Genomic DNA, 24816 nt, shown 5'->3' on the forward strand with positions numbered 1-24816 from the left:
TTAACAACCATCATTCGAAGCTCTTAAAGCGTTTGTCACCTGAATCAAATCTCCTAGGAGTTTTAACTCTCTAACACCGCTGCAAGTCCCGTTCTATCTAGCTTTTGCTAAGAGCGAATGGCCTGCTGTGCCGTGTCAGTGGATGCGCATTATAGGGATATCTCAGAGCAGCGCAAGGGCAATAATGAATAAAATCGAACTTTTATAATCGTTTGCTCATAAAACCCACTGACTAGCCACTTTTTAGGCTTTATAATGCTAAAAACACCATAATTAGGACTTTTAGATGCCAAACTCTAGAAACAATAACCCACTACGCTCCTATAAAGGTGTCGTACCTACACTTAAACAGGGTGTTTATATCGATGAGGCTGCTGTATTAGTCGGTGATATTACCCTTGATGAGGATGCCAGTGTTTGGCCTTTAGTTGCCGCACGTGGAGATGTAAACCATATCTATATAGGTAAACGTTCCAATATCCAAGATGGTACGGTTTTACACGTAACCCGAAAATCCCCCTCTTTACCTGCTGGCCACCCTCTGATCATTGGTGATGACGTCACTATTGGTCACAAGGCTATGTTACATGGTTGCCAAGTGGGTAATCGTATTTTGGTCGGTATGGGCGCAATCATTCTAGATGGTGCAATATTAGAAGATGATGTCATCCTAGGTGCGGGTTCTCTGGTACCGCCAGGTAAAGTATTGAAGAGTGGTTTTCTATATGTAGGCAGCCCAGCTAAACAGGCTCGTCCACTTACCGATGCTGAACTTGCCTTCCTGCCGCAATCTGCCGACAATTATGTCAGACTGAAGAATGAGTACTTGCAAGAAGGCGAGTAAGCAAAAAGTTCGCTTTCTATAGATAGCACTATAAAAGAACGGTTCTACCTTGCTCATCGAATGCTTCCTGCTCGATGAGCGTTTCAACCTCTTCCTCTATATCAAATCGATACTGTTCAAATAGGGCTAGGGCCTTACTCTCGATATCTAATTCTTCGGCCAATATTTTTGTTGATGATAACGAAGCCAGTTTTGCTAAGCTTATCCGACACTCAATATTTACCCCTTGTACTTGAACTGGGAAAATAACGGTTTGGCTTAGTTGATCCCAATCTTGTAGATCTGGAAATAGAATACTTTGGTTCATCTTTATCTCGATTAATGCTCAGAAGTTTTTAGCCTATGAGTTCAGATCTAAGCTGAGTCAGAACAGGCTCGACACTTGGTGTTACGCTGCGCCAAATAGAAAAGCTTTCTGCCGCTTGTCCCACCAGCATACCTAAGCCATCGATTGTTTGACTTGCCCCCTGCGCTGTCGCCCACAGGTTAAAACTTGTTGGCTCTTTGCCATACATCATATCGTAGCAAACTGTGTGCGATACAATAGTATCAGGGCTAATAGCCGGTACTTCACCTGATAAACTGGAAGAAGTGGAGTTAATAATAAGGTCATAGCTCTGCCCTGTATGGGATATAGGTAAAGCAGTCACATCACCATAGCGCGCAAAGATCTCCACTAACGCCTCAGCCTTTACTTGAGTGCGATTTACAATCGTTAACTTAGCAATGCCTGATTGCAGTAATGGCAATACACTGCCTCGCGCAGCACCACCAGCACCAATTAACAGGACATGCAATCCACACAAGTCTCCTAAGTTTCTCTTTAGGTCGGCGACTAAACCAAGACCATCGGTATTATCACCGCGAATTTTACCATCGGCCAATACCGTTAAGGTATTCACTGCTCCAGCTAATTGGGCTTGTTCGCTAAGTTCATCACACAGGGAAAATGCTTGCTCTTTAAAGGGCACGGTAACGTTTGCACCGTAACCATGATTAGCAGCAAACTCTTTGAAACTTGCTTCAAAAGCGTCGACGGGCGCTAAGATTGCCTCATAACTTAACGACTGAGCAGTCTCGGTGGCGAACATTGTATGAATTTGGGGCGACTTACTGTGCCCTATTGGGTTACCAAATACTGCATATCGTTCAGTCATGTTTTCTACTCTAGCCACTAAAAGTAGTAGTGTAACGCGGATCTTTGCTTAGGCAATCGATTCTATCCGAGTTATTTTCAGCTGAACTTTCAACGGTGATGCTATTAAATAGCTAGATAATTTTACTCATCGACTTGCTACACTGTCGCGCAAACGTATAAGAGCCTGGTACAAGAAATAGATGAACTGGTTAAAGAAACTTGTTGGTAAAAACCAAGCGAGTCAGGATAGAGATCCAAATCAATCTAATGCTTATGATCGTATAGGTGGAGAAAAAGTGATTCGTGCTATTGCCCATCAGTTCTATTTACAGATGCAACACAATCAAGCGACTCAAGATCTATTGTCAATCCATAGAGCCCCTATCGCAGAATCTGAACAGAAGTTATTTGAATTTCTAAGCGGTTGGCTTGGTGGGCCTCAGCTATATCAACAGAAGCATGGGCACCCTGCGTTGCGTGCCAGGCATATGCCGTTTAAAGTCGATGAAGCTATGCGAGATCAGTGGCTCGTCTGTATGAAGGCAGCGATAGAGAAAGAAGTGAAAGATCCGCAGCATCAACAAGCTATATATAGCGCTATTTCGACACTCGCGGACCATATGCGAAACCAATAAAACAACATTTATTGGTTTCACTTTACTCACTATAGGCTTAACCAATCTCTTGGTTTGAGGTAATCACTGTATAGTTGCGCCTCCGGGCTACCCATTTCCGGCGTGTAAGCATACTCCCAACGCACTAATGGCGGCATAGACATCAAAATTGATTCTGTGCGGCCGCCTGTCTGTAAGCCAAATAATGTGCCTCGATCATAAACCAAGTTAAATTCAACATAACGACCACGACGATAGAGCTGGAACTGACGCTCATGTTCACCAAATTCGGTATCTTTTCGGCGCTCAACAATGGGGGCATAAGCAGTTAAGAAGCCGTTACCGACAGCCTGCATAAAGGCAAAGCTGCTCTCAAAACCTTGCTTGTTGAGGTCATCAAAGAACAAACCACCAACACCACGGGTTTCATTACGATGCGGTAACCAAAAGTATTCGTCACACCATTTTTTATACTTAGGGTAAATATCTTCACCAAAAGGCTCGCACAATGACTTTGCACTGTGGTGCCACGCAACAACATCTTCTAAATACGGATAATAAGGTGTTAAGTCGAAACCACCACCGAACCACCAAACTGGATCCGCCCCCTCTTTATGGGCAATAAAAAAGCGTACATTGGCATGTGTCGTCGGAATATGCGGGTTGTTTGGGTGGATAACTAAAGAAACGCCCATCGCCTCAAAACTTCGACCAGCAAGCTCAGGGCGGTGCGCCGTTGCAGAAGCAGGCATAGAGGCGCCCATAACATGGGAGAAGTTAACGCCAGCTTGTTCAAATACCGCACCACCAGTCAACACTCGACTTTGACCACCGCCACCCTCTTCACGCTGCCACGAGTCCTCGATAAATGTTGCCTCATTATCTAAGGCTTCAAGTCCATTACAAATTCGATTTTGAAGATCGAGTAAGAAAGCTTTTACTACTGTTGGATCTGGTGCGCTCATATCATTCCTTTTTAAAAGCTGATTAGCCTTTTCTTATAATTTTTCCACTCTTAGCATCGATAATCGTAGACGGTGATGCCTGGCTCCCTAAGTCACCAATCACTAAGCCTGCAATCATTCCCTCAAACTGCAGCTTTACACTCGATGCAGACAATGCAGGCTCTTGCCCTGTCAGATTTGCACTCGTTGATACTATTGGCTTATTAATCGCCGCACACAAAGCTTTGACATCTTCATGAGCGGTAACCCGTACGGCAATCGAATCAAAGCTACCACTTAGCAATTTAGACAGACCGGCCTTAATTGGCATAATAAAAGTAAATGGCCCGGGCCACTTACTGTGTACAAATGCTAATTGCTCTACCGAGAGTTGCGACTCATCAATATAAGGGAGTAGTTGCTGATAATCGCCTGCGACTAGAATTAACCCTTTTTGCCATGGCCGCTGCTTTATTTCTAATAAGCGTTCAATTGCGTCGTTATTATCTGGATCACAGCCTAGGCCATAGACAGCTTCTGTTGGGTAAGCAATCACGCCGCCTTGCTCAACAAGCTCTGCCGCGCCAGCAGGTAATACTTCTAACATTTGTTTCGATTCACCTTACATAAGAGCGATTTTAAGCCGCTATGATTACTTAAATGCGACATTAGTTAAAGTTAATATGATTATTTAAACAGGACGCTTATATTTACAGGCTTTTTCAGGACACTCTAGGCGCATACCTGCAGCCCCTTTGCGTTCAACCAAAATACCACAACCACAGTCTGGGCACGTTTCAGCAACTGGAGGATAATTGACTAAAAACTTGCATTTTGGATAAGCACTACAAGCATAAAATGATTTACCAAAGCGACTAGTTCGGTGTTCGATATGCCCGAGCTTACACTTGGGACAGGCGATCTCATCCGCAGCATCCGCCTTATCATGTTTTTCGATATGACTGCAGGCTGGATAGTTAGTACAACCGATAAAAATACCAAAACGGCCTGACTTCACCGCCAGTTCACTGCCGCAGTCAGGACAAACCGATCCTTGGATCACTTGTGTTTCAATTGATTCATGCTGTACCAAAGGCCGGGTGTAGTCGCAGCTTGGGTAGTTATTACAGCCAATAAAACCACCGTGCTTACTGTGCTTTACCGACAACTCACAGCCACACTTAGGGCACAGCTCATACTCTTTCTCAAGGGCATGCTCGTGCGTAGTAAACAGTTGCTGATCGATTTTAGCCATGGTTATCTCAATTCATCTATATGCCGCTATTCTACCAAGGAATCGATTAAGTTTTATATTCCAGTGTTAGAATTTCGTAAAAAGCAATGATATATTGTATTCAATAAAACAAAGGGATAAATTTAAAGGGAAAAAAATGAATACACCCTCAAAGTTCGCTACGACTATTATAGCAAGCCTGCTCGCATCGCTCTCAGGCTGCGCGAGTGTTGAACAGCCAAACATTAATCCACAAATAATCAGCCAGATAAACACCACATCTGAAGCAGATTTGTTTGATGCTCAAAGCCCACTATTAACAACCGACGCTTTTACTCAAACCAGCCTTGCGCTCGCTAGCAACCAAGACATAGAGGCCATAGATAAGCTGCTTTACTACTTTCGCGCCTTTAGTTACTACGGGCCAGTTGATGACTTAAGTGATGCAGATATTTCTGCTTTAGCTGAAGCACTAGAAGAGTTAGCTGATTCAGGCCTTCTCAACAATCAAGCGCGCTTACAAGAGCAATATGCCGTTACCCTCTACCGCTATTTTGCCAACAACGATGCAGCTCAAGCCTTAGTTCCGTTACTGCCTCAGCTAGAAACCCAGCTACAGCAATTGGCGAGTACAACGCCCAACAGCGCTAATGACTATGCATTACTAGAAACCTTAAAAGCTTATGGCTTCTTACTGAATCAAGGCCGTAAAGAGGTCGACGGTGAGCTAAACAAAGTATTGTTAGCGGCTGACTTAAATACAGCCCTTATTGATTTTGCAGCAAGCGCAGAAAGCATTCGCGCCAACAACGACTGGCCACGTACAAATGCCTACTGGGCACTCGCCCTATATCGTTTAGCGCTGCCATCATCAGAAGATGGTGAACAAACACAACAAGAGTTGGCCCTCGATGCTGCCGTCGCTGCTATTGCTAAAGCCGATGTTGCACTTCGTGGTGATGCTGCTAAAGATGCATACACCGCAGGCTTTCACGTAAATGTGTTTGGTGGCCAAGAGCTATGCAAGGAAAACAGCGATATATGTCGTATTCCAGAGCTTAAGGCGGCGCTGCCGATTGAACACCACTGTTCTGATAGCCTGTTTATATTGACCCAAGATTTAAACGAGCAAGAGCTTGCTGAAAGCTGTAATAAGTTAACCTCACAAGAGTCTAACTTTCATGGTTTACTAAGCACAGAGTTAAAGCCAACCCCCAATGACTTTAACAGTGCGCTGAGGGTTGTTGCATTTAAAAACTGGAGCCAATACCACTTATATGGCCAGCTGATCTTTGATATCCAAACCGATAACGGCGGTATGTATATAGAAGGCACCCCTTCAAAGCCTGGCAACCAAGCAACCTTCTTTGCGTTTCGCCAGTGGTGGATTGAACCCGAGTTCAAAGTTTGGAATTTGAATCATGAATATGTGCACTACCTTGATGGCCACTTTGTGAAATATGCAGGCTTTGGGCACTTCCCAGAGAAAATGGTCTGGTGGTCAGAAGGTTTAGCTGAATACATCTCTAAGGGCGATACCAACCCTTCAGCTCTTCGTGTGATTAAGCGAGATCGAGATGAAGCACCAACATTAGAAGAGATTTTTGCTACCGAATATAAGGACGGTCAGGACAGAACTTACAAATGGAGTTACATGGCTATTCGCTTCCTCGCAGAGCACCACCATGCTGACTTTGTACAACTTAGCCAGTATTTAAAAACAGATTATTTCGAAGGCTATGAGCAGTTAATGGCCTCTTTGACTCAGCATCAAGATCAGTTTGCAACTTGGTTAGATACTCAGGTTGCTGAATTTGATGATAACGAAGAGAAGAGTAAACCACGCCTGCATAAGCAGTATCGCTACGATTACCGTGACTATTTGCAGCCACAGCACTTAGCCCATGGCGAAAACCACCTGAAGTTCTAGGTTCTAGGTTCTAGGTACAAAGCCAATTTGTATCCATCCAAGGCAAATTGGCATAAGTGTTCTGACCTCTAGGGATAGAGGAAATGCGAATAAATGTATGGAACATTTATCGCCAGACACAAATCCCTTCTTACGCTGTCCTTGCGTTCAGGCTGATGTTAGGTGAAATAGCGCACATCCATGTACAACGCCTATTTGAGCCCATCCATGGCAAATAGGCATAAATGTTCCAGACACAAAAAAGGAGGCTTAGGCCTCCTTTCTTTTAATCGTGTTTAGCTGATTATGAATGTAAACCACCATCAGGCTGCTCAAAGATAAGATCTTCCATCTGCTCATAAGCAGACTCATGACCCGGAGCATTAAATAGCACCATCAAGATAACCCACTTAAGATCATCAAGGTTTAAAGTCGGCTCATCAATTTCCATGACTCGGTCTATCACCATTTCACGTGTCTCAACATTGAGCACTTTAATCTGCTCTAGAAACAGTAAAAAGCCACGACTTTCGACGTCAATTTTTTCCATCTCAGCTTTGGTGTAAATACGGAATGATTGCTGATCATGATTACAAAGGTAAGGCGTACCTGCTTCTTGTATATCAGCTAAACGCTCTAACCAAGAAAGTGCCTTAATGATTTCACTTTGATGAAATCCGGCGCGAGTGAGTTCTTTTGTGAGTTCGTCTTCATCTACTAATAATTCGACTTCACTATGAACATAGTTTTCAAATAAATACATGAGGATATCAAACATGACTAGCTCCTCTTTAGTCTTATGTAACCACCAGGGACTGCAGTAATCCAACCTTGCAGCTCGAGTTCAAGCAATTGCTCCAATACTAGCTCTATGGTTTTTCCACTATGCTCGACCACATCATCTATCGCTGTAGTCTCATAGCCAACACTAGCTAACAGTGAGGAAAATGGCAAATCAGAGGCGCTTTCTCCCCCTATATGGTGGCGCGCCCTTAGTTCTTCAAGGTGAAACTGCGATAAAGCGGTAACTTCTTCTAAAATATCTGCCACAGACTCCACTAACTTAGCACCATCACGCAATAATTGATGGCCCCCTTCACTTTGACCGCTCAGCACACTCCCAGGAACTGCAAACACCTCTCGCCCTTGTTCGTTAGCGAGTCGCGCAGTGATTAATGAGCCACTTTTCAAGCTTGCCTCTATCACTAAGGTTCCTATAGTTAGACCGCTGATAATACGGTTTCGTTTCGGAAAGTTTCCGGAAAATGGCTTAACGTCGGGCCAAAACTCACTCAAAACACAGCCATCATTTTGAATGTCATGGTAAATGCCTCTGTGGCGTTTAGGATAAATAACATCCGCCCCCGTCCCCAATACCGCAACACTCGGCTTTCCAATATCAATAGCCGCTTGATGGGCTGCACCGTCAATACCTAAAGCCATTCCACTGGTTATTGCCAGGCTATGTAGGGCCAATTGAGTCGCCAACTCATAAGCCACTTTCTTTCCTCCTAACGTCGCATTTCGACTACCAACAACGGCGATACCAGGAAACAATAAAGTATCAAGGTTACCTTTTAAAAACAGCACAGTTGGAGGATCATTAATTTGTTTCAATAACGGGGGATAGTGAGGGTCATCTAGGCTTACAAGATGATGGTTATTTGCAGCTTGCTGCCAGGCTAACGCCTCATCAACTAACGCATAATTAGGGGATAAATTGGATTGTAGTAACGATTCAGGTAGCGGCAGCGCCTGTGGTTCATGCGCTAACCTTTGCCTTAACTCTGCTACATCCATGTAGTTTATTAATTGTTTAATCCGAGCGGGTCCTAGCCCAGATACAGCTGAAACAACTAGCCAGTCGACCAGTTTATCGTTAATGGTTTATCCTTTAAAAGCCGATGCCATCAATAAGATGGCATCAATACAATGAGTATAACTAACCTTAGCCTATTCGCTACTAATCAGCGAATCAGGAATCGTAAGCTTGTCAGCCACCCGCACAGGACGTTCATTAACTAAAATAATCCCCATACTGGTCTTATCGAAAACTTTAAACACCATCAACTTTCCACGATAAAGATCCGGCATTTTTACTGCATTATCTGACGATATATTCGCAATTATCTTCTCGTAGCGATTACGTTCGTGAGGCTGTACCGGGACGCCATCACCATTGATAACGACGACTGCGCCCTCTTTAAAGATAGAAAATACCTGTCCGGTTTCTAGACCGTCAATAGCGCCTTTGTCTAGGTAAACCACATCGAGTTTACCCATTTCACGAATATCTTTACCCGATGCCAATACTGTTGCAGGCTCTTTAATTTCAGCCGCCTTAGGCATGAAATAAGCAGACATCAGCGAGTCATCCTCAATCGGCAGTACGCGATAACCTGCCGCAGTTTCTTGCAAATTACTCAGTAACTCCACCTTAGAGATGGGGCCCGACTCAACCACTCGACCAGAAGCCGATAAAATCACTTCGAGTCCTAGATTTTCGCCGTCACTATTCTTGAGTGTTCGCCCATCAACATAAACGCCAAACTTATCGCCAACGGTTAACTCACCTTGCACATAGATAATGTCTGAAATCACATGAAATTTTGAAGGACTCTCACCGCCCATGACTTTGGGTTGCTGCTCGAACCAATCGGCATCAACCACACGGTTTTGTAATAGATAGGGCTGGATTAGCGAAAGGTCTATCGCTGGAATCGCACTATTTTTAGCTGAAATGCGGCCTTGGGGGCTTTTTCTGATATGAGGCTTAACCACCAAGCGCGGTTCACCATCGATAAACACCAGAGTCAGCTTGTCGCCAGGGTAGATAAGGTGAGGGTTCGCTACCTGAGGGTTTGCTCCCCACAGCTTAGGCCAACGCCAAGGGTCGTTTAGGAAAGATGCTGAAATATCCCAAAGCGTATCGCCTTTTTCAACCACATAAGAATCAGGATGACCCGACTTTAGCGTTAAGGTATCAGCGAAAACTGAAGTGCAACCAACTATAAGTGAAGCAAGTAATATTAACCGTTTCATCAGGGTATCCATGCTATTTGCTCTTTTATTAGAGTATATGTAGAGCTTTTGCTGTTATTGAATGCCGCTAACGACTAAAATTGAGCCATTAGCCAAAGTCAGTATAACTAACTGGCTCAATTTTGACAGACTTGTTAAGAGTTTAGATATGAGTTTATTAAAAGTTTTATGTTTTCCCGATGAAAGATTACGTACAGTAGCAAAGCCAATCACAGAGTTTAACGCTGCCCTTCAAACACAAATCGACGATATGTTCGAAACTATGTATGAAGAGAAGGGAATTGGCCTAGCTGCAACCCAGGTTGATTATCACCATCAACTTATCGTTATGGACCTTCAAGATGATGTTGAACGTCCTAAAGTGTTCATCAATTTAGAGATTACAGCCAAAAGCGGTGATTTCTGCAACGAAGAAGGCTGCTTGTCTGTTCCTGGCGTCTACGCCAAAGTCGATCGCGCAGAATTTGTAACAATCAAAGCCCTAGATCGCGATGGTAAAGAGTTCACGTTAGAAGCGGATGATTTGTTTGCTATCTGCTTACAACATGAATTAGATCATCTATCAGGTAAGCTGTTTGTTGACTACTTATCACCGCTTAAGCGTCAACGCATCAAACAAAAGCTCGAAAAAGCAGCTCGTCTCGAAGCTAAACAAGGATAAATTTTTGAAACCATTAAATGTCATTTTTGCAGGAACGCCAGACTTTGCTGCACGCCATCTTCAAGCGTTAATCGATTCAGAGCATAACGTTATTGCAGTGTACACCCAGCCAGACAGACCTGCTGGCCGCGGTAAAAAGCTTCAAGCAAGCCCAGTCAAAGCATTAGCGCTTGAAAATGACATCGCAGTTTTGCAGCCAAAATCTCTACGTGACGAAGATGCGCAAACAGAGCTTGCCGCCTTGAACGCTGACATTATGGTTGTTGTCGCTTACGGGTTAATTTTACCAAAAGTCGTGCTCGACACCCCTCGCCTTGGCTGCATCAATGTACATGGTTCAATTTTGCCACGCTGGCGTGGTGCTGCACCGATTCAACGAGCACTATGGGCAGGCGACAGTGAAACTGGCGTTACCATTATGCAGATGGATATTGGTTTAGATACCGGCGACATGCTGTTAAAAACTCAGCTGACAATTGAAGACACTGATACTTCTGCAACCCTATATGAAAAGCTAGCCGAACAAGGCCCAAGTGCACTTGTTGACGCATTAGCAGGGATAGCAGCAGGTACTCTGCCTGCTGAAAAGCAAGATGAAAGCTTAGCCAACTATGCTGAAAAGTTATCGAAAGAAGAAGCGCGCTTAGATTGGACTAAATCAGCTAACGCACTATGGCGCGAGATCCGCGCTTTTAATCCTTGGCCTGTTAGCCATTACCAACATGAAGGTAATACTATTAAGGTATGGCAGAGCCATGTGAGCGGTGAGACAAGCTCAAAGCTACCGGGTACGATTTTGTCAGCCGATAAAAATGGCATTAGTATCGCCACAGGTGAAGGTGTATTAACTATCACCCAGATGCAACTTCCAGGTAAAAAGCCATTAAGTGTTGCCGACATCCTAAACTCAAGAGCCGACTGGTTTACCCCAGGAACCGTTCTTACTAGCACCGATAATCAAGAGGCTTAATCGCTAATGAACTTAAGAGCTTTGGCCGCTAAGGTCGTTTTTCAGGTGCTAGAAAAAGGTATCTCACTTTCAGTGGCGCTACCGGATCAGCAAAAACATCTCGATAATGGTAAAGACAAGGCGCTACTCGCCGAGCTTTGCTATGGTGTCATGCGTTTTTTGCCGCAGTTAGACAAACAAGTCAGCGACTGCATGAGCAAACAGATGAAAGGTAAGCAGCGCATAGTGCACCAATTATTACTGGTTGGTTGCTATCAACTGTACTTCACGCGCATTCCGAGCCACGCTGCAATATCAGAGACCGCCGAAGCCTGTCGTCAGCTAAAGTTTGAAGGCTTAGTGAAAGTGGTTAATGGTGTATTACGTAATATTCAGCGCCAGGAAAAGCCTTTATCGACTGACAACGACACTCTTACCTATAACACACCAGCCTGGATCATTAAGCGCTTAAAAGACGCTTACCCAGAAAACTGGCAAAACGTGATTGAGCAAAGTCATGAGCGCCCACCTATGTGGCTTCGTAACAATCAGCAATCACAAACCAGAGACACCTATTTACAGGCGCTGGCAGGATTAGAGATTGACGCTCAAGCGGGTAACAGCCCAGATTCAATTTTACTATCTAGCCCACGCGATGTGATGCAGCTACCCGGTTTTGAAACCGGCGCAGCATCAGTGCAAGATGGTGCAGCCCAATGGGCAGCCACCTTATTAGCACCGCAAGGTAATGAACTAGTACTCGATGCCTGTGCCGCTCCTGGCGGTAAAAGCTGTCATTTATTAGAGCTAGCACCTGAAATTAAACTGGTGGCTGTGGATTTTGATGCCAAACGTCTTGAGCGCGTTCAGCAAAACCTCGATAGACTGTCACTCAAAGCTGAGCTGGTACATGGCGATGCCGCCGATATCGACTCATGGTGGCAAGGCGATAAGTTCGACCGCATTTTGCTCGATGCTCCCTGCTCCGCAACCGGTGTTATTCGTCGTCACCCTGATATTAAGTGGCTTAGAAAGAATAACGATATTGAAGAGCTGGCGCAATTACAGTCACAGATTTTCGATCATTGCTGGAAGTGGTTAAAGCCCGGTGGCACACTCTTATATGCAACATGTTCAATTTTGCCACAAGAAAACAAAGATCAAGTCAGCGCCTTCTTAGGCAGAACACCTGATGCGACTTTAGTGCCGATTGCAGAACAAGCCAGTCCAGACGATATTGGTTGGCAGATTGTCCCTGGACAAGACAACATGGATGGCTTTTATTACGCTCGCCTAGTTAAGGATTAGAACGGCAATGAAAATAATCATTTTGGGTGCAGGACAAGTTGGCGGCACACTCGCCGAAAACTTAGTTGGCGAAAACAATGACATCACCATTGTCGATACCGACAAAAATCGCCTACGTAGCTTGCAAGATAAGTACGACCTAAGAGTCATTGTGGGCCACGGTGCTCACCCAAGTGTATTAAAAGAGGCGGGAGCCGAAGACGCGGATATGCTTATCGCGGTAACCAATAGCGACGAATGCAATATGGCAGCTTGCCAAATTGCTTATTCGCTCTATGGTACTCCCACCAAAATTGCCCGAATTCGTTCAGAACAATACCTAGGCCTTCGCGATAAACTGTTTATCGACAGCGAAACCAAGAATGCAGAACATCGCCCTCGGGGCGGTTTTATTATTGATGAGCTGATAGCACCAGAGCAACTGGTGACCGCCTACATTGCTCGCCTTGTTGAATACCCTGGAGCATTACAGGTGCTCGAGTTTGCCGAAGGCCGACTGAGTTTAGTTGCCGTGCGTGCCTACTATGGCGGCCCGTTAGTGGGTAATGCACTCGCAGCACTGCGCGAGCATATGCCAAATATTGATACCCGGGTTGCCGCTATTTTTAGACAGGGTCGTCCAATTATGCCTCGCGGCACCACCATTATCGAAGCTGATGACGAAGTGTTCTTCGTGGCCGACAGCCGCCACGTACGCGCGGTAATGAGTGAGATGCAGAAGCTCGATAATTCTTATCGCAATATTATGATCGCCGGTGGCGGTAATATTGGTTTGGGACTAGCGAAAAAACTACAACGCAACCACTCAGTAAAACTGATTGAGCGTAAGCAAGAGCGTGCTGAAGAGTTATCAGAAAAGCTTGAAAATACAACGGTATTTTGTGGCGACGCCTCAGATCAGGAGCTGTTGCTTGAAGAGCATATCGACCAAACCGATGTGTTTATTGCGGTTACCAACGACGATGAAGCCAATATCATGGCTGCATTACTCGCCAAACGCATGGGCGCTAAAAAAGTCATGGTACTTATTCAGCGCGAAGCCTATGTTGATATTGTGCAAGAAGCGAATATTGATATCGCTATTTCTCCACAACAAGCTACGATTTCGGCATTGCTGACTCATATTCGCCAAGGTGATATTTGTAACGTTTACTCACTACGTCGCGGCGCAGCAGAAGCAATTGAAGCGATTGCTCATGGTGACTCCAATACGTCTAAAGTGGTTGGCAAGCAGATCAGCGAAATTAAATTACCACCTGGGACCACCATTGGCGCTATCGTTCGCGACGAAGAAGTGCTTATGGCACACGACAAAACCGTTATCGAACAAGGCGACCACGTCATTCTATTTTTGGTCAACAAGAAGTTTATTGGCGAAGTTGAAAAGCTCTTCCAACCGAGCGCCTTCTTCTTTTAAAAGCGTCATTTAACAGCGTTCAGGAGTGTAACTCATGCCAGTTAGGTAGACTGCTAACTGGTATAAACATTATGTTGAACTATCGCCCCTTGCTATTTATTTTAGGAATTTTCCTCTCAACGCTCACTGCGTTTATGTTAATTCCCGGCGCCTTTGCCCTCTACTATGGTGAAGAAACTGTTGGTGCCTTCATGATCTCATCTCTGGTTACAGGCTCTGCAGCCAGCTTCTGTATGCACCAAGGTCAAAGCCGAAAACTTCACCTTAATATTCGAGATATGTTCCTGCTCACCAGCCTCACATGGTTTATCGTGAGTCTATTTGCAGCAATGCCCTTCACCTTGTATCACGGCATCAACTATACCGACGCATTCTTCGAAACCATGTCAGGTATTACCACGACGGGCTCGACGGTGTTGTCAGGCCTCGACACCATGGATCACAGCATCCTTATCTGGCGCTCATTGCTACAGTGGTTAGGTGGGATAGGCTTTATTGTAATGGCAGTGGCTGTATTACCTTTCTTAAACGTCGGTGGTATGCGTTTATTTAGAACTGAATCTTCCGACTGGAGTGACAAAACAACCCCGCGTACTCAATATATGGCCAAAAGCCTATTTTTTGTTTACATCATACTGACTCTTATATGTTTTGCTGCTTACCACCAAAGCGGTATGACCTGGTTTGAGGCGATTAATCACGCCATGACCACCCTATCTACCGGGGGCTATTCAACCTCAGATCGTTCAATGGCAGCATTTTCAGATGAAGCTCAATGGGTTGGTACCACCTTTATGCTCGCTGGCGGCTTACCCCTGCTGATGTTTGTCTATATGGTGCAGCAACGTTCGCTAAAAGTATGGAATGATGCTCAGGTAAAAGGCTTCTTAAAGTTTGTGGTTTTAATTTCTTGCTCACTGGCATTATGGTTTTGGAGTACCAGAGACATTGCTGCGCTCGATGCCCTTCGTATCGTCAGTTTTAATGTGGTTTCAGTGGTCACCACCACAGGTTATGGTCTCACGGATTACACGGCCTGGGGGGCGCTGGCTAATATCGCCTTTCTATTCTTAATGTTTGTCGGTAGCTGTTCTGGCTCGACCTCCGGCGGCATTAAAATTTTCCGTTTTCAAATTGCTAACGTCATTATGCGCGATCAATTAAAACAACAATTCCACCCTAATGGTGTATTTAAAGAGCGCTATAACAACCACATTATTCGCGGAGATATTGTTCGCTCGCTCGTTACCTTTATTATGTTATTTATGACGGTAATCATCGCCCTGTCGATAATTCTAGTCCTTACAGGGCTGGACCCTATCACTAGCTTTACTGGCGCGATTACCGCGGTAAGTAATGTTGGCCCGGGATTAGGCGATACCATTGGGCCAGCAGGAAACTTCTCCAGCCTACCCGACGTCGCCAAGTGGGCCCTAGCAATAGGCATGCTATTAGGTCGACTCGAGATTTTAACCGTTGCGGTTTTATTCCACCCGCAATTCTGGGAATACTAATCCCCCACAACGGGTATAGAAGTCCGCAATAAAAAAGCCGCATTCATTGCGGCTTGTTATTTCTGTTGTCTATTTCGCTAAGCTAATCAGGTGATCGGCATAGACTTTTACGTCTTCCCAATCAGTGTAATCAATAACAGATTTAGGATCGGTTGGGCCATCGGTAATTTTCATGATTAGCTGGATCATCATTCTGTCGTACCAACGCCAAGATGGGTAGTCAACCTTACCTGCAATCACTTTAACATCTGTTGGTTTCCACGCTGACAGCTCTATAAACTTTTGCAGATACTTGTTGTTTTCAGGCACACGCTTCTCTGGATTACGCGCAACGACGTTAACACTGAAAAAGCTTGAGGCTTTTGCATTGAAATCAGCTTGGTGCTCAGCAACAAACTCAAATACCGACTTATGGTAACTGCCATAAAGTACGCAAGCACCTAGTGCGACCACATCATACTTGGCCCAGTCGAGGCCTTCAGCTTTTGCTTCACTAATATGCATCATGTCGCACTTATGCCCTTCACTAATAAGGTGATCGGCCATAGCGCGGCTAATTCTGGCTGTATGCCCGCCACGAGAATAATAAAGTACCAGAACTGATTTCATCTTGATTCCAATTGAAAATTTTCTATTGATGTATTGTTACAGCTAATCATAGATTTTAAAGGAGAATGGATCACAAATTAGGTATAGCTCATATTATCAACATCAAAAATTGAGATAACTGCGTTCCACAAGTATGATCCATAAGTAGATTGTTTTATAAGACCAACTCAATTAGAATAAACTAATTAAAGGCAATGGAGTAAGTAACCGTATGCAAAAAGAAATCGACGCCAGTGCAATGGTCACCAATGCTGAAAGTGCTGCAAAATGGCTTAAGGCTATCGCAAATCCATATCGATTAATGATTTTGTGCCTTTTACTGGATAAAGAGCTCAGCGTAACCGAGTTAAATAAAACCGTGCCGCTGAGCCAGTCTGCACTATCACAGCATTTAGCCGTATTGCGTTCTGAAGATTTAGTCGCGACTCGAAAAAGCTCACAAGTGGTGTACTACACATTGAAAAATGAGCAAGTCACTGAAGTGATCTCCATCTTGCATCGTAAATACTGCGCCTAATCGCTTTATAGTCCCGAATTTAGATGTAAAAAAGCCTGCATACTTGCAGGCTTTTTTGTTCCAAAATCGTGTTTAATCTAGCGCTCAGCAAATGCTTGGGCAAACTCATCCACTTTATTCCAGTCGGTAAATTCAAAGGTACCAGTCGTATCTGTGGGGCCTTTAGTCATCCACATAATAAAGCGGATCATCACCTTGTCGAAAAATCGATACTTAGGGTAGTCAATCTTACCTGCAAATACCCCTAACTGCTGTGGCTGCCAAAGCGATAGAGTGAGGAACTTCTGCATATACGGATTCGTTTCCGGAGTATTTTTTTCTGGCTTTCGAGCAACCACATTCACAGTAAAGAATGCATTTATCTTCGCATCCAGCACCGCATGATGACGATTAATAAACTGATAGAGTTCGGGCCTATGCTTACCATAACGAATGCTGGCAGCAATCAAGATTTTATCAAATTGTGCTAAACCTAAAGACTCTGCTTCATCGATTGAAGCTAAAGTCACCTTGGCATTCTGCGCTTGGTTAACCTTCTTGATCTGCTCACAAATCGCTTTCGTTTGGCCATCAACTGTCGAATAAATAATGAGTGTATTGTTCATTAACTTCCTACTATTTTCCGATTAAAACTCGGTATGACTAGACTAAAACAACGGTCAATGACCCGCTATATTTTGAATATACTACCCAATAGTTAACGCTAGCTTAGGCGAGTAGATTAAGGCAGCATCTTTACACTTTTTTAGTTTTTCCAAAAGGTCGGCGTAAACAAAATCAGCAAGGTGAACACCTCTAAGCGACCAAATAACATGGCAAACAGTAATACCCACTTTTCAGCATCACCAATACTGGCGTAGTTACTTGCCACCTCACCTAAGCCTGGTCCCAAGTTATTCAAACAAGCTGCCGTGGCACTAAAAGCGGTAATCGCATCCATCCCAAATGCCATGAGGATCAGCATGCAAACTACAAACACTAAAGCGTAAGCAGAGAAGAAGCCCCACACAGCATCAATAACTCTATCGGGTAGTGCGTTACCACTAATTCGAATTGAGAACATACCGCGGGGATGAACCAGACGCTTGAGTTCACGTGAGCCTTGAAGCAACAGCAAAATCATACGAATAACTTTAATACCGCCGGCGGTAGAGCCACCGCTGCCGCCAATAAAGCTAGAGAAAATCAGCAAAATTGGCAGGAATAATGGCCAAGCATGGAAGCTCTCGGTACCAAACCCAGCAGTAGTTGAAATTGATACAGCCTGAAATAAGGCGTAATCAAAGGTTTCTTCGGCTGAGTCATAAATTCCTGAGCCGTACAATGTGATAAAACAGATAGCCGTTAATACCAACTGAATCGCAATCAACACCTTAAACTCGGCGTCCCGAAAGTAGACTCTTAAGTTAATGCCTCGGCGAGAAAAAGCGGCAAAGTGTAGACTGAAATTTAATGCCGCAATCAATAAAAACACCACACAAATCATATTGATTGTAGGGCTGTTAAAGTACCCCATGCTGGCGTCGTGAGTCGAAAAACCACCGATTGCAATAGTCGAGAAAGAGTGGCAAATGGCGTCGAAAGCATCCATACCAGCAAGCCAATAGGCAAAGGCGCAGGCCACTGTTAGCGCTAAGTAGATGTACCACAATGCCTTAGCGGTTTCGGCAATCCTCGGCGTCATCTTGCTGTCTTTAACAGGCCCTGGCATTTCTGCGCGGTAAAGCTGCATGCCTCCGACACCCAGTACGGGCAAAATGGCGACAGCCAATACAATAATTCCCATACCGCCCAGCCATTGCAGCAGGTGGCGATAGAATAAAATCGCCTTGGGCAAACTATCTAAACCAACAATGACCGTAGCACCTGTAGTGGTGAGTGCGGAGAAGGATTCGAAGAAGCTATCGGTTAAACTAAGAGAGGGCTGGCCAGAGAAAATAAAAGGCACGGCACCAATCGATCCAAGCACCACCCAGAATAGCACCACTAACAAAAAGCCTTCTCGGGTACGCAAGTCTTTACGATGAGCGCGGTTAGGATACCAAAGTGAGAACCCCAAAATCAGACAGAGTACGAAAGCCTGAATAAATGCCATACCGCCGCCATCTTTATAGATAACAGCGACTAAGGCTGGAGGTAGTAAAGATAAAGAAAACAGCCCCATTAACAAGCCAGTAATTCTTATAATTGTTCGATATTGCATTGGTATCCATCGCTAGCGCTTTACTCAAGCGCATTTTCGCATACTTATTAAAAAATGTTCACAACCGATTAGCAAGCTTGAATATTCTTACTACTCGATAATAAAAAATGATTTTATTGCTGGCTCATATAAAGTGGCACGATCCGCTCAGTTCTTGCATCTGCCTTTAAATTAGTCGTCAAATACCGCTTTTAACTGTCCCTTACTCATGGTCGCTAAATCAAGATTCAATGGCTCCTTAAAACGCTTAGGAATAGCAAATTGAATCTCAATCTTGTCGCTAAACTGCTTATCTTCAACCAACACATCAAACTGCGCTAAAAGATGCTCAACATCCTTAAGCTGGTGATATTCGCATACCATCTTGCCTGGATAACGGATCTGCTTAATCTGGGTCTCAAGCTGAACAATAGCGTGTTTGATACCAGAACTATAGGCTCTCACCAAACCGCCAACGCCCAACTTGGTTCCTCCAAAGTAACGGATCACGACCACACCGATTTCGCCTATATTGGTACCTTGCAAGGCGGCTAACATCGGCCGTCCAGCGCTGCCCGAAGGTTCACCATCATCACTTGAGCCAATATTGATACTGTCATTTGGGGCGCCGCCGACAAACGCGTAACAATAATGGTTAGCACCTGGGTATTCAACCTTTAAGTTAGTAAGTACACACTTAAGCTCTTTGGCAGACTGGCAGTGAAACAGAAAAGAGATAAAGCGACTATGCTTTATCTCTTCTTCAATCAATAACTCTGCAGCAGGGATGAGATAACTTTCACTCAAAATATTTCTCTCAACTGATTACCCTAGGTCTTTTATCAGCAACTATCGCCCGTAATATGACGTAATGCTAACGGTTAAGGCCTAAGTTGCGCGTCATATTCTCGATACGGTCGCTATGAACAATCACGTTATCTTCAATACGAATACCGCCAAATGGGCGTAATGTATCCACTGTATTCCAGTTTATTTGTGATTGGCGCTTATCTTGTTTCAGTTCGCTCAATAGCGAATCGATAATATAAACACCAGGCTCAATAGTCAGCACCTGATTAACATCTAACTCTCGGGTACAGCGCAAGAATGGATGCGCATCTGGTGCCGCAACATGGGTTCCTCTATCATCACCGAGAAAGCCGCCCATATCATGAACCTGTACACCCAACATATGGCCTAATCCATGGGGGAAAAACACACTTGTGATCCCCTGTTCGACTAACCCATGAACATCGCCGCTGACAATATCAAAATCCAACAAGATCTGCGCTAACTTATAATGAGTTTCAACGTGCAATTGCGCATAGCTCACACCCGGCTTCATCAGATTAATGATCTGTAACTGCATATTGTCGATTGCGCTAATCAAATCATCGAAAATATTCTTCTCAAAGGCGTAGCTGCGAGTAATATCTGAAGCGTAACCATTGAAGTTAGCACCGGCGTCAATTAAAAATGAACGACGCTGTGCAGGTGCTGTATGTTCAAGAGCGGTGTAATGCAAAATAGCGGAGTTTTGGTTAAGTGCGACTATGCTGCTATAAGGCACTTGATTTTCACCTTGTGAAATTGCCGACAGATAAACCTGCAAGATCTCAAATTCACTAGCACCATTATAAAAAGCCGTTTTTGCCGCCTGATGCCCAGTCACCGCTATTTCGTTGGATTTACGCATACAAGCCAACTCATAATCCGTTTTGGTTGCCCGGTGATAATTAAGGTAGCTTAATACCGAGTCAGGATTACGTCGATTAAAGCCCAGTACATCAGCAACATCTAAATGTTCACCAATATAAGCCCATTCATCGATATCTGCGGGAAAGTATTCTGCAACTTTGTCCGCCTTAGTCAAAAACTTAATATCGACATGATCCGCCCAAAATTCAGTCGGTTCTTCAGCCACTTTGTGCCAAAAGTCGACCGGGCGATAAAAAATTAACAGTGGCTTGTCTGTGCCATTCACCACTAACCAGGAATTTGGGTTATCGGTTACTGGCAACCACGCCTTAAAGTGTGGGTTCACTTTAAATGGATAATCCATATCATCTAAAAATTGCCTATGAGGCTGACCTGAGTGGATGATTAAGCCCGATAAGTTTTCGCGAGAAATGATTTCACTAACACGACGATTTAGTTGTTGAATATGGTCGTGATAGAGATGCGCTAACTGTTCCATAAGGGTTACCCTATTGTTATTATTTTGCCAATTTTTCGACGTCGGCTCAGTCTAACACATAGCCAATTAAATTTTTTCGTCAAACACATGATTCGCTTTTAAGGCTAAACTTTAGCAGGGAAACCTGTATTGAAAAGCTAAACACCAAGCGAGTAAACTCATGATTTTTAAAAGTTATTCATTTTGGGCAGCAAAAAACCAAACGACCGTTTAAATTGGGTGTTGTAATTTTTTGTGATTAGTCGCACACTGAGCAACAACTGGTCAAATGATGGCCTAGGCTGCTGTGACAAAGAAAGTCGCATTCAGATAATAAAATCATCAATGATCTGAATAGTGAACTTAAGCTATAAGGAAGCAAGCAATGATCTACCAAAGCCCTACAATTGAGGTTGAGTTACTCGAAGACAATATCGCGCACTTGTGCTTTAAAGCACAAGGGTCGGTTAACAAGCTAGACAGAGAAACCATCGATTCGTTAAATGCTGCACTCGACAGCATCAAACAAGATACGAGTATCCAAGCATTAATGCTAAGTTCAGCCAAAGATGCCTTTATCGTTGGCGCGGATATCACTGAGTTCTTAGGACTTTTCACTGAAGAAGATGCGGTTTTACATTCTTGGCTTGAGCAAGCTAACGATGTTTTCAACAAGCTAGAAGACCTGCCTTTCCCAACTATTTCAGCGATTAATGGTTTTGCACTAGGTGGCGGTTGCGAGACCGTTTTAGCAACAGACTTCCGTATAGCAGATACCACAGCACGTATTGGCCTACCTGAAACTAAACTAGGTATTATCCCTGGTTTTGGTGGCACGGTTCGCTTACCTCGCGTCATTGGGGCTGACAACGCACTTGAGTGGATCACTTCGGGCAAAGATCAACGCCCTGATGCCGCACTAAAAATCGGTGCTATTGATGCAGTTGTTGCACCAGAGCAACTTAAATCTGCGGCAGTAAAAATGCTCAAAGATGCCCTAGCAGAGAAGCTAGATTGGCAGACTCGCCGCGCAAAAAAACAAGCACCGCTAACACTACCAAAACTTGAAGCCATGATGTCTTTCGCAACGGCTAAAGGCATGGTCTTCAAAATTGCAGGCAAGCATTACCCAGCGCCAATGGCTGTTATTAGCGTTGTAGAGCAAGCAGCAAAGTGCGGCCGCGCAGAAGCATTGCAAATTGAACATCAAGCATTTGTAAAACTAGCCAAAACAGAAGTTGCACAAGCGCTCATTGGTATCTTCCTTAACGACCAGCTCGTAAAAGGTAAAGCCAAGAAAGCAGGCAAACTCGCCAAGAAGGTTAACTCGGCGGCGGTATTAGGCGCAGGCATCATGGGCGGCGGTATCGCATATCAAAGTGCTAGTAAAGGCACGCCAATTGTGATGAAAGACATTGCCCAACCGGCACTCGATTTAGGTTTAGGCGAAGCCGCTAAGCTACTTACCGCTCAAGTTAAGCGCGGGCGTTCAACGCCAGCCAAAATGGCTGCGGTATTGAACAATATCACTCCGGCACTCGACTACGCACCAGTAAAAGATGCAGATGTTATCGTAGAGGCCGTGGTTGAGCATCCAAAAGTTAAAGCTATGGTACTCGCTGAAGTTGAACAGCATGTCAGTGACGATGCCATTATCACCTCAAACACCTCGACTATCTCAATCAACCTCCTAGCGAAGAGCCTTAAAAAGCCTGAACGCTTCTGTGGTATGCACTTCTTTAATCCAGTGCACAAGATGCCGCTAGTTGAAGTCATTCGTGGCGAGAACAGCTCTGAAGAGACGGTTGCTTCAGTTGTGGCTTATGCTAGCAAGATGGGTAAAACACCTATCGTAGTTAATGACTGCCCTGGCTTCTTTGTAAACCGCGTACTGTTCCCTTACTTTGCTGGCTTTAGTGGTCTACTCGCTGATGGCGCTGATTTTGCGGCTATCGACAAGGTGATGGAAAAGCAGTTTGGTTGGCCAATGGGCCCGGCATACTTGCTTGACGTAGTCGGCCTAGATACCGGCCATCATGCACAAGCGGTTATGGCCGAAGGTTTCCCTGACCGCATGGGTAAGTCGGGTAAAGATGCTATTGATGTCATGTTCGAGGCAGAGCGTTTTGGCCAGAAGAACAACAAGGGCTTCTACCAGTACTCAGTAGATCGTCGCGGTAAGCCAAAGAAAGATTTAGACCCAACCAGCTATGAATTACTACAAGCTGAGTTTGGTGAGCAAAAAGCATTTGAGTCAGATGAGATCATCGCTCGTACTATGATCCCAATGATTATTGAGACAGTTCGCTGTCTTGAAGAAGGAATTATCGCTTCGCCTGCTGAAGCGGATATGGGCCTAGTCTATGGCCTTGGTTTCCCACCATTTAGAGGCGGTGTATTCCGTTACCTAGATACGATGGGTGTGGCTAACTTTGTGGCGCTAGCTGACAAATATGCACACTTAGGGGGTCTATACCAAGTAACCGACACTATGCGCGAACTAGCCGCCAATAATGGCAGCTACTACCAGCAGGCTTAAGCAGGAAGGATTTGAACAATGAAAAACGCCGTTATCGTAGATTGTATTCGTACTCCAATGGGCCGTTCAAAGGCGGGAGTATTTAGAAATGTACGCGCAGAAACCCTATCTGCAGAATTAATGAAGTCGCTGCTTGAGCGCAACCCAAAGCTTGACCCAAATACTATTGAAGATGTTATCTGGGGTTGTGTGCAGCAAACCTTAGAGCAAGGCTTTAATATCGCTCGTAATGCCGCCCTGTTAGCTGGCATTCCAAAGCAAGTTGGCGCGGTTACCGTAAACCGTTTATGTGGCTCATCAATGGATGCACTACACCAAGCAGCCCGTGCGATTATGACAGGCCAAGGCGATACCTTTATCGTTGGTGGTGTTGAGCATATGGGTCATGTACCAATGAACCATGGCGTCGACTTCCACCCAGGTCTGGCGAACAACGTCGCTAAAGCATCAGGTATGATGGGCCTTACTGCAGAAATGCTCGGTAAAATGCACGGTATTACTCGTGAGCAACAAGATGCCTTTGCAGTACGTTCGCATCAACGTGCTCACGCAGCAACCGTTGAAGGCCGTTTCGCTAACGAGATTGTGGCGATTGAAGGTCATGACGCAGATGGCGCTTTGATTAAAGTTGAGCACGATGAAGTGATCCGTCCAGAAACGTCTATGGAATCTCTATCAGGCCTACGTCCTGCATTTGACCCAGCTAATGGCACGGTTACCGCAGGTACCTCTTCAGCATTATCTGATGGTGCATCGGCCATGCTAGTGATGGAAGAAGAGAAAGCAAAAGAGTTAGGTCTACCTATTCGTGCACGCATTCGCTCAATGGCAATTGCGGGTTGTGACGCAGCAATCATGGGTTACGGCCCTGTTCCTGCCACGCAAAAAGCACTTAAGCGTGCAGGTCTCACCGTTGATGACTTAGACGTTATCGAGCTTAACGAAGCCTTTGCAGCACAGTCTCTACCGTGCGTAAAAGACTTAGGCTTGATGGATGTGGTTGATGAAAAGATTAACCTTAACGGTGGCGCGATTGCACTGGGTCATCCGCTAGGCTGTTCTGGTACGCGTATCTCAACAACGCTGATCAACCTGATGGAAGCTAAAGATGCTAAGTATGGCCTTGCGACCATGTGTATTGGTTTAGGCCAAGGTATTGCTACTATCTTCGAGCGCCCATAAGGCATTCATCTGCGGATAGATAAAAGCCAGCTTACGC

General features: G+C 44.7%; 24 protein-coding genes. 11 read left to right on the top strand and 13 right to left on the bottom strand.

Annotation, left to right across the window (positions count from 1 at the left end):
* Positions 1–286: 286 nt before the first annotated feature.
* Positions 287–844, top strand: coding sequence for a gamma carbonic anhydrase family protein (locus tag ACVBIK_RS17365; protein WP_447161674.1), 558 nt, complete (start codon positions 287–289; stop codon positions 842–844).
* Positions 845–872: 28 nt separating this feature from the next.
* On the opposite strand, the gene ACVBIK_RS17370 is transcribed toward ACVBIK_RS17365, so the two are convergent.
* Both ACVBIK_RS17370 and aroE read right to left on the bottom strand, forming a co-directional pair.
* Positions 873–1151 (bottom strand): DUF1488 domain-containing protein, encoded by a 279-nt coding sequence (locus tag ACVBIK_RS17370; RefSeq protein ID WP_447164275.1) that lies wholly within the window; start codon positions 1149–1151, stop codon positions 873–875.
* Between the two features lie 28 nt (positions 1152–1179).
* The gene (aroE, locus tag ACVBIK_RS17375) at positions 1180–2001 is read right to left on the bottom strand and encodes a shikimate dehydrogenase (protein WP_447170179.1); all 822 of its coding nucleotides are present in this window, start codon (positions 1999–2001) and stop codon (positions 1180–1182) included.
* 181 nt (positions 2002–2182) lie between these two features.
* On the opposite strand from aroE, the gene ACVBIK_RS17380 reads away from it, so the two are divergent.
* Entirely contained in the window at positions 2183–2617 is a 435-nt protein-coding gene (locus tag ACVBIK_RS17380) for a group II truncated hemoglobin (RefSeq protein ID WP_447164277.1), read from the top strand.
* A gap of 29 nt (positions 2618–2646) precedes the next feature.
* Here the strand turns inward: ACVBIK_RS17380 and hemF are convergent, their stop codons facing one another.
* The 3 genes from hemF to ACVBIK_RS17395 form a co-directional block, all read right to left on the bottom strand.
* Positions 2647–3561: an oxygen-dependent coproporphyrinogen oxidase gene (gene hemF, locus ACVBIK_RS17385; protein ID WP_447170180.1), complete on the bottom strand. Its 915-nt coding sequence runs from the start codon at positions 3559–3561 to the stop codon at positions 2647–2649.
* A 22-nt stretch (positions 3562–3583) separates the two neighbouring features.
* Positions 3584–4147 (bottom strand): L-threonylcarbamoyladenylate synthase, encoded by a 564-nt coding sequence (locus tag ACVBIK_RS17390; RefSeq protein ID WP_447170181.1) that lies wholly within the window; start codon positions 4145–4147, stop codon positions 3584–3586.
* Between the two features lie 84 nt (positions 4148–4231).
* Positions 4232–4795 carry a DNA topoisomerase family protein gene (locus ACVBIK_RS17395; RefSeq protein WP_447170182.1) on the bottom strand — a complete coding sequence of 188 codons (564 nt, stop codon included), beginning with the start codon at positions 4793–4795 and terminating at the stop codon, positions 4232–4234.
* A 136-nt stretch (positions 4796–4931) separates the two neighbouring features.
* On the opposite strand from ACVBIK_RS17395, the gene ACVBIK_RS17400 reads away from it, so the two are divergent.
* The gene (locus tag ACVBIK_RS17400; RefSeq protein WP_447164280.1) at positions 4932–6704 is read left to right on the top strand and encodes a collagenase; all 1773 of its coding nucleotides are present in this window, start codon (positions 4932–4934) and stop codon (positions 6702–6704) included.
* Positions 6705–6987: 283 nt separating this feature from the next.
* Here ACVBIK_RS17400 and ACVBIK_RS17405 read toward each other — a convergent pair whose 3' ends face one another.
* The 3 genes from ACVBIK_RS17405 to ACVBIK_RS17415 form a co-directional block, all read right to left on the bottom strand.
* Positions 6988–7461, bottom strand: a complete 474-nt coding sequence (locus ACVBIK_RS17405) for a DUF494 family protein (RefSeq protein ID WP_439267821.1) — start codon at positions 7459–7461, stop codon at positions 6988–6990.
* 2 nt (positions 7462–7463) lie between these two features.
* Positions 7464–8483: a DNA-processing protein DprA gene (dprA, locus tag ACVBIK_RS17410; protein ID WP_447161664.1), complete on the bottom strand. Its 1020-nt coding sequence runs from the start codon at positions 8481–8483 to the stop codon at positions 7464–7466.
* 153 nt (positions 8484–8636) lie between these two features.
* Positions 8637–9737: a LysM peptidoglycan-binding domain-containing protein gene (locus tag ACVBIK_RS17415; protein WP_447170183.1), complete on the bottom strand. Its 1101-nt coding sequence runs from the start codon at positions 9735–9737 to the stop codon at positions 8637–8639.
* A gap of 136 nt (positions 9738–9873) precedes the next feature.
* Here ACVBIK_RS17415 and def point away from each other — a divergent pair, with 136 nt between their 5' ends.
* From def to ACVBIK_RS17440, 5 genes are all read left to right on the top strand, one after another.
* Positions 9874–10386, top strand: coding sequence for a peptide deformylase (def, locus tag ACVBIK_RS17420; protein WP_447161662.1), 513 nt, complete (start codon positions 9874–9876; stop codon positions 10384–10386).
* 4 nt (positions 10387–10390) lie between these two features.
* Positions 10391–11356, top strand: coding sequence for a methionyl-tRNA formyltransferase (fmt, locus tag ACVBIK_RS17425; RefSeq protein ID WP_447161661.1), 966 nt, complete (start codon positions 10391–10393; stop codon positions 11354–11356).
* A 6-nt stretch (positions 11357–11362) separates the two neighbouring features.
* Positions 11363–12643 (top strand): 16S rRNA (cytosine(967)-C(5))-methyltransferase RsmB, encoded by a 1281-nt coding sequence (rsmB, locus tag ACVBIK_RS17430; RefSeq protein ID WP_447164282.1) that lies wholly within the window; start codon positions 11363–11365, stop codon positions 12641–12643.
* A 7-nt stretch (positions 12644–12650) separates the two neighbouring features.
* The gene (gene trkA, locus ACVBIK_RS17435) at positions 12651–14060 is read left to right on the top strand and encodes a Trk system potassium transporter TrkA (RefSeq protein WP_447161659.1); all 1410 of its coding nucleotides are present in this window, start codon (positions 12651–12653) and stop codon (positions 14058–14060) included.
* Positions 14061–14131: 71 nt separating this feature from the next.
* Complete coding sequence (locus ACVBIK_RS17440) at positions 14132–15574, top strand: TrkH family potassium uptake protein (protein ID WP_447161658.1); 1443 nt, start codon at positions 14132–14134, stop codon at positions 15572–15574.
* Positions 15575–15643: 69 nt separating this feature from the next.
* On the opposite strand, the gene hemG (ACVBIK_RS17445) is transcribed toward ACVBIK_RS17440, so the two are convergent.
* Positions 15644–16183: a menaquinone-dependent protoporphyrinogen IX dehydrogenase gene (gene hemG / locus ACVBIK_RS17445; protein ID WP_447164283.1), complete on the bottom strand. Its 540-nt coding sequence runs from the start codon at positions 16181–16183 to the stop codon at positions 15644–15646.
* Positions 16184–16394: 211 nt separating this feature from the next.
* Between hemG (ACVBIK_RS17445) and ACVBIK_RS17450 the strand changes: the two genes are divergently transcribed.
* Positions 16395–16700 (top strand): ArsR/SmtB family transcription factor, encoded by a 306-nt coding sequence (locus tag ACVBIK_RS17450; protein ID WP_248472094.1) that lies wholly within the window; start codon positions 16395–16397, stop codon positions 16698–16700.
* A 77-nt stretch (positions 16701–16777) separates the two neighbouring features.
* Here the strand turns inward: ACVBIK_RS17450 and hemG (ACVBIK_RS17455) are convergent, their stop codons facing one another.
* From hemG (ACVBIK_RS17455) to pepQ, 4 genes are all read right to left on the bottom strand, one after another.
* The gene (hemG, locus tag ACVBIK_RS17455; RefSeq protein ID WP_447161656.1) at positions 16778–17305 is read right to left on the bottom strand and encodes a menaquinone-dependent protoporphyrinogen IX dehydrogenase; all 528 of its coding nucleotides are present in this window, start codon (positions 17303–17305) and stop codon (positions 16778–16780) included.
* Between the two features lie 140 nt (positions 17306–17445).
* On the bottom strand, positions 17446–18903 hold the full coding sequence (locus ACVBIK_RS17460) for a TrkH family potassium uptake protein (protein WP_447161655.1): 1458 nt from the start codon (positions 18901–18903) through the stop codon (positions 17446–17448).
* 171 nt (positions 18904–19074) lie between these two features.
* Positions 19075–19689, bottom strand: a complete 615-nt coding sequence (locus tag ACVBIK_RS17465) for a YigZ family protein (protein ID WP_447170184.1) — start codon at positions 19687–19689, stop codon at positions 19075–19077.
* A 67-nt stretch (positions 19690–19756) separates the two neighbouring features.
* Positions 19757–21079, bottom strand: coding sequence for a Xaa-Pro dipeptidase (gene pepQ / locus ACVBIK_RS17470; RefSeq protein ID WP_447170185.1), 1323 nt, complete (start codon positions 21077–21079; stop codon positions 19757–19759).
* A gap of 364 nt (positions 21080–21443) precedes the next feature.
* Between pepQ and fadB the strand changes: the two genes are divergently transcribed.
* Entirely contained in the window at positions 21444–23597 is a 2154-nt protein-coding gene (gene fadB, locus ACVBIK_RS17475; RefSeq protein ID WP_447170186.1) for a fatty acid oxidation complex subunit alpha FadB, read from the top strand.
* Positions 23598–23615: 18 nt separating this feature from the next.
* On the top strand, positions 23616–24779 hold the full coding sequence (gene fadA, locus ACVBIK_RS17480; RefSeq protein ID WP_447161651.1) for an acetyl-CoA C-acyltransferase FadA: 1164 nt from the start codon (positions 23616–23618) through the stop codon (positions 24777–24779).
* Positions 24780–24816 lie beyond the last annotated feature (37 nt).

It is taken from the genome of Shewanella sp. 125m-1 (assembly GCF_052977065.1).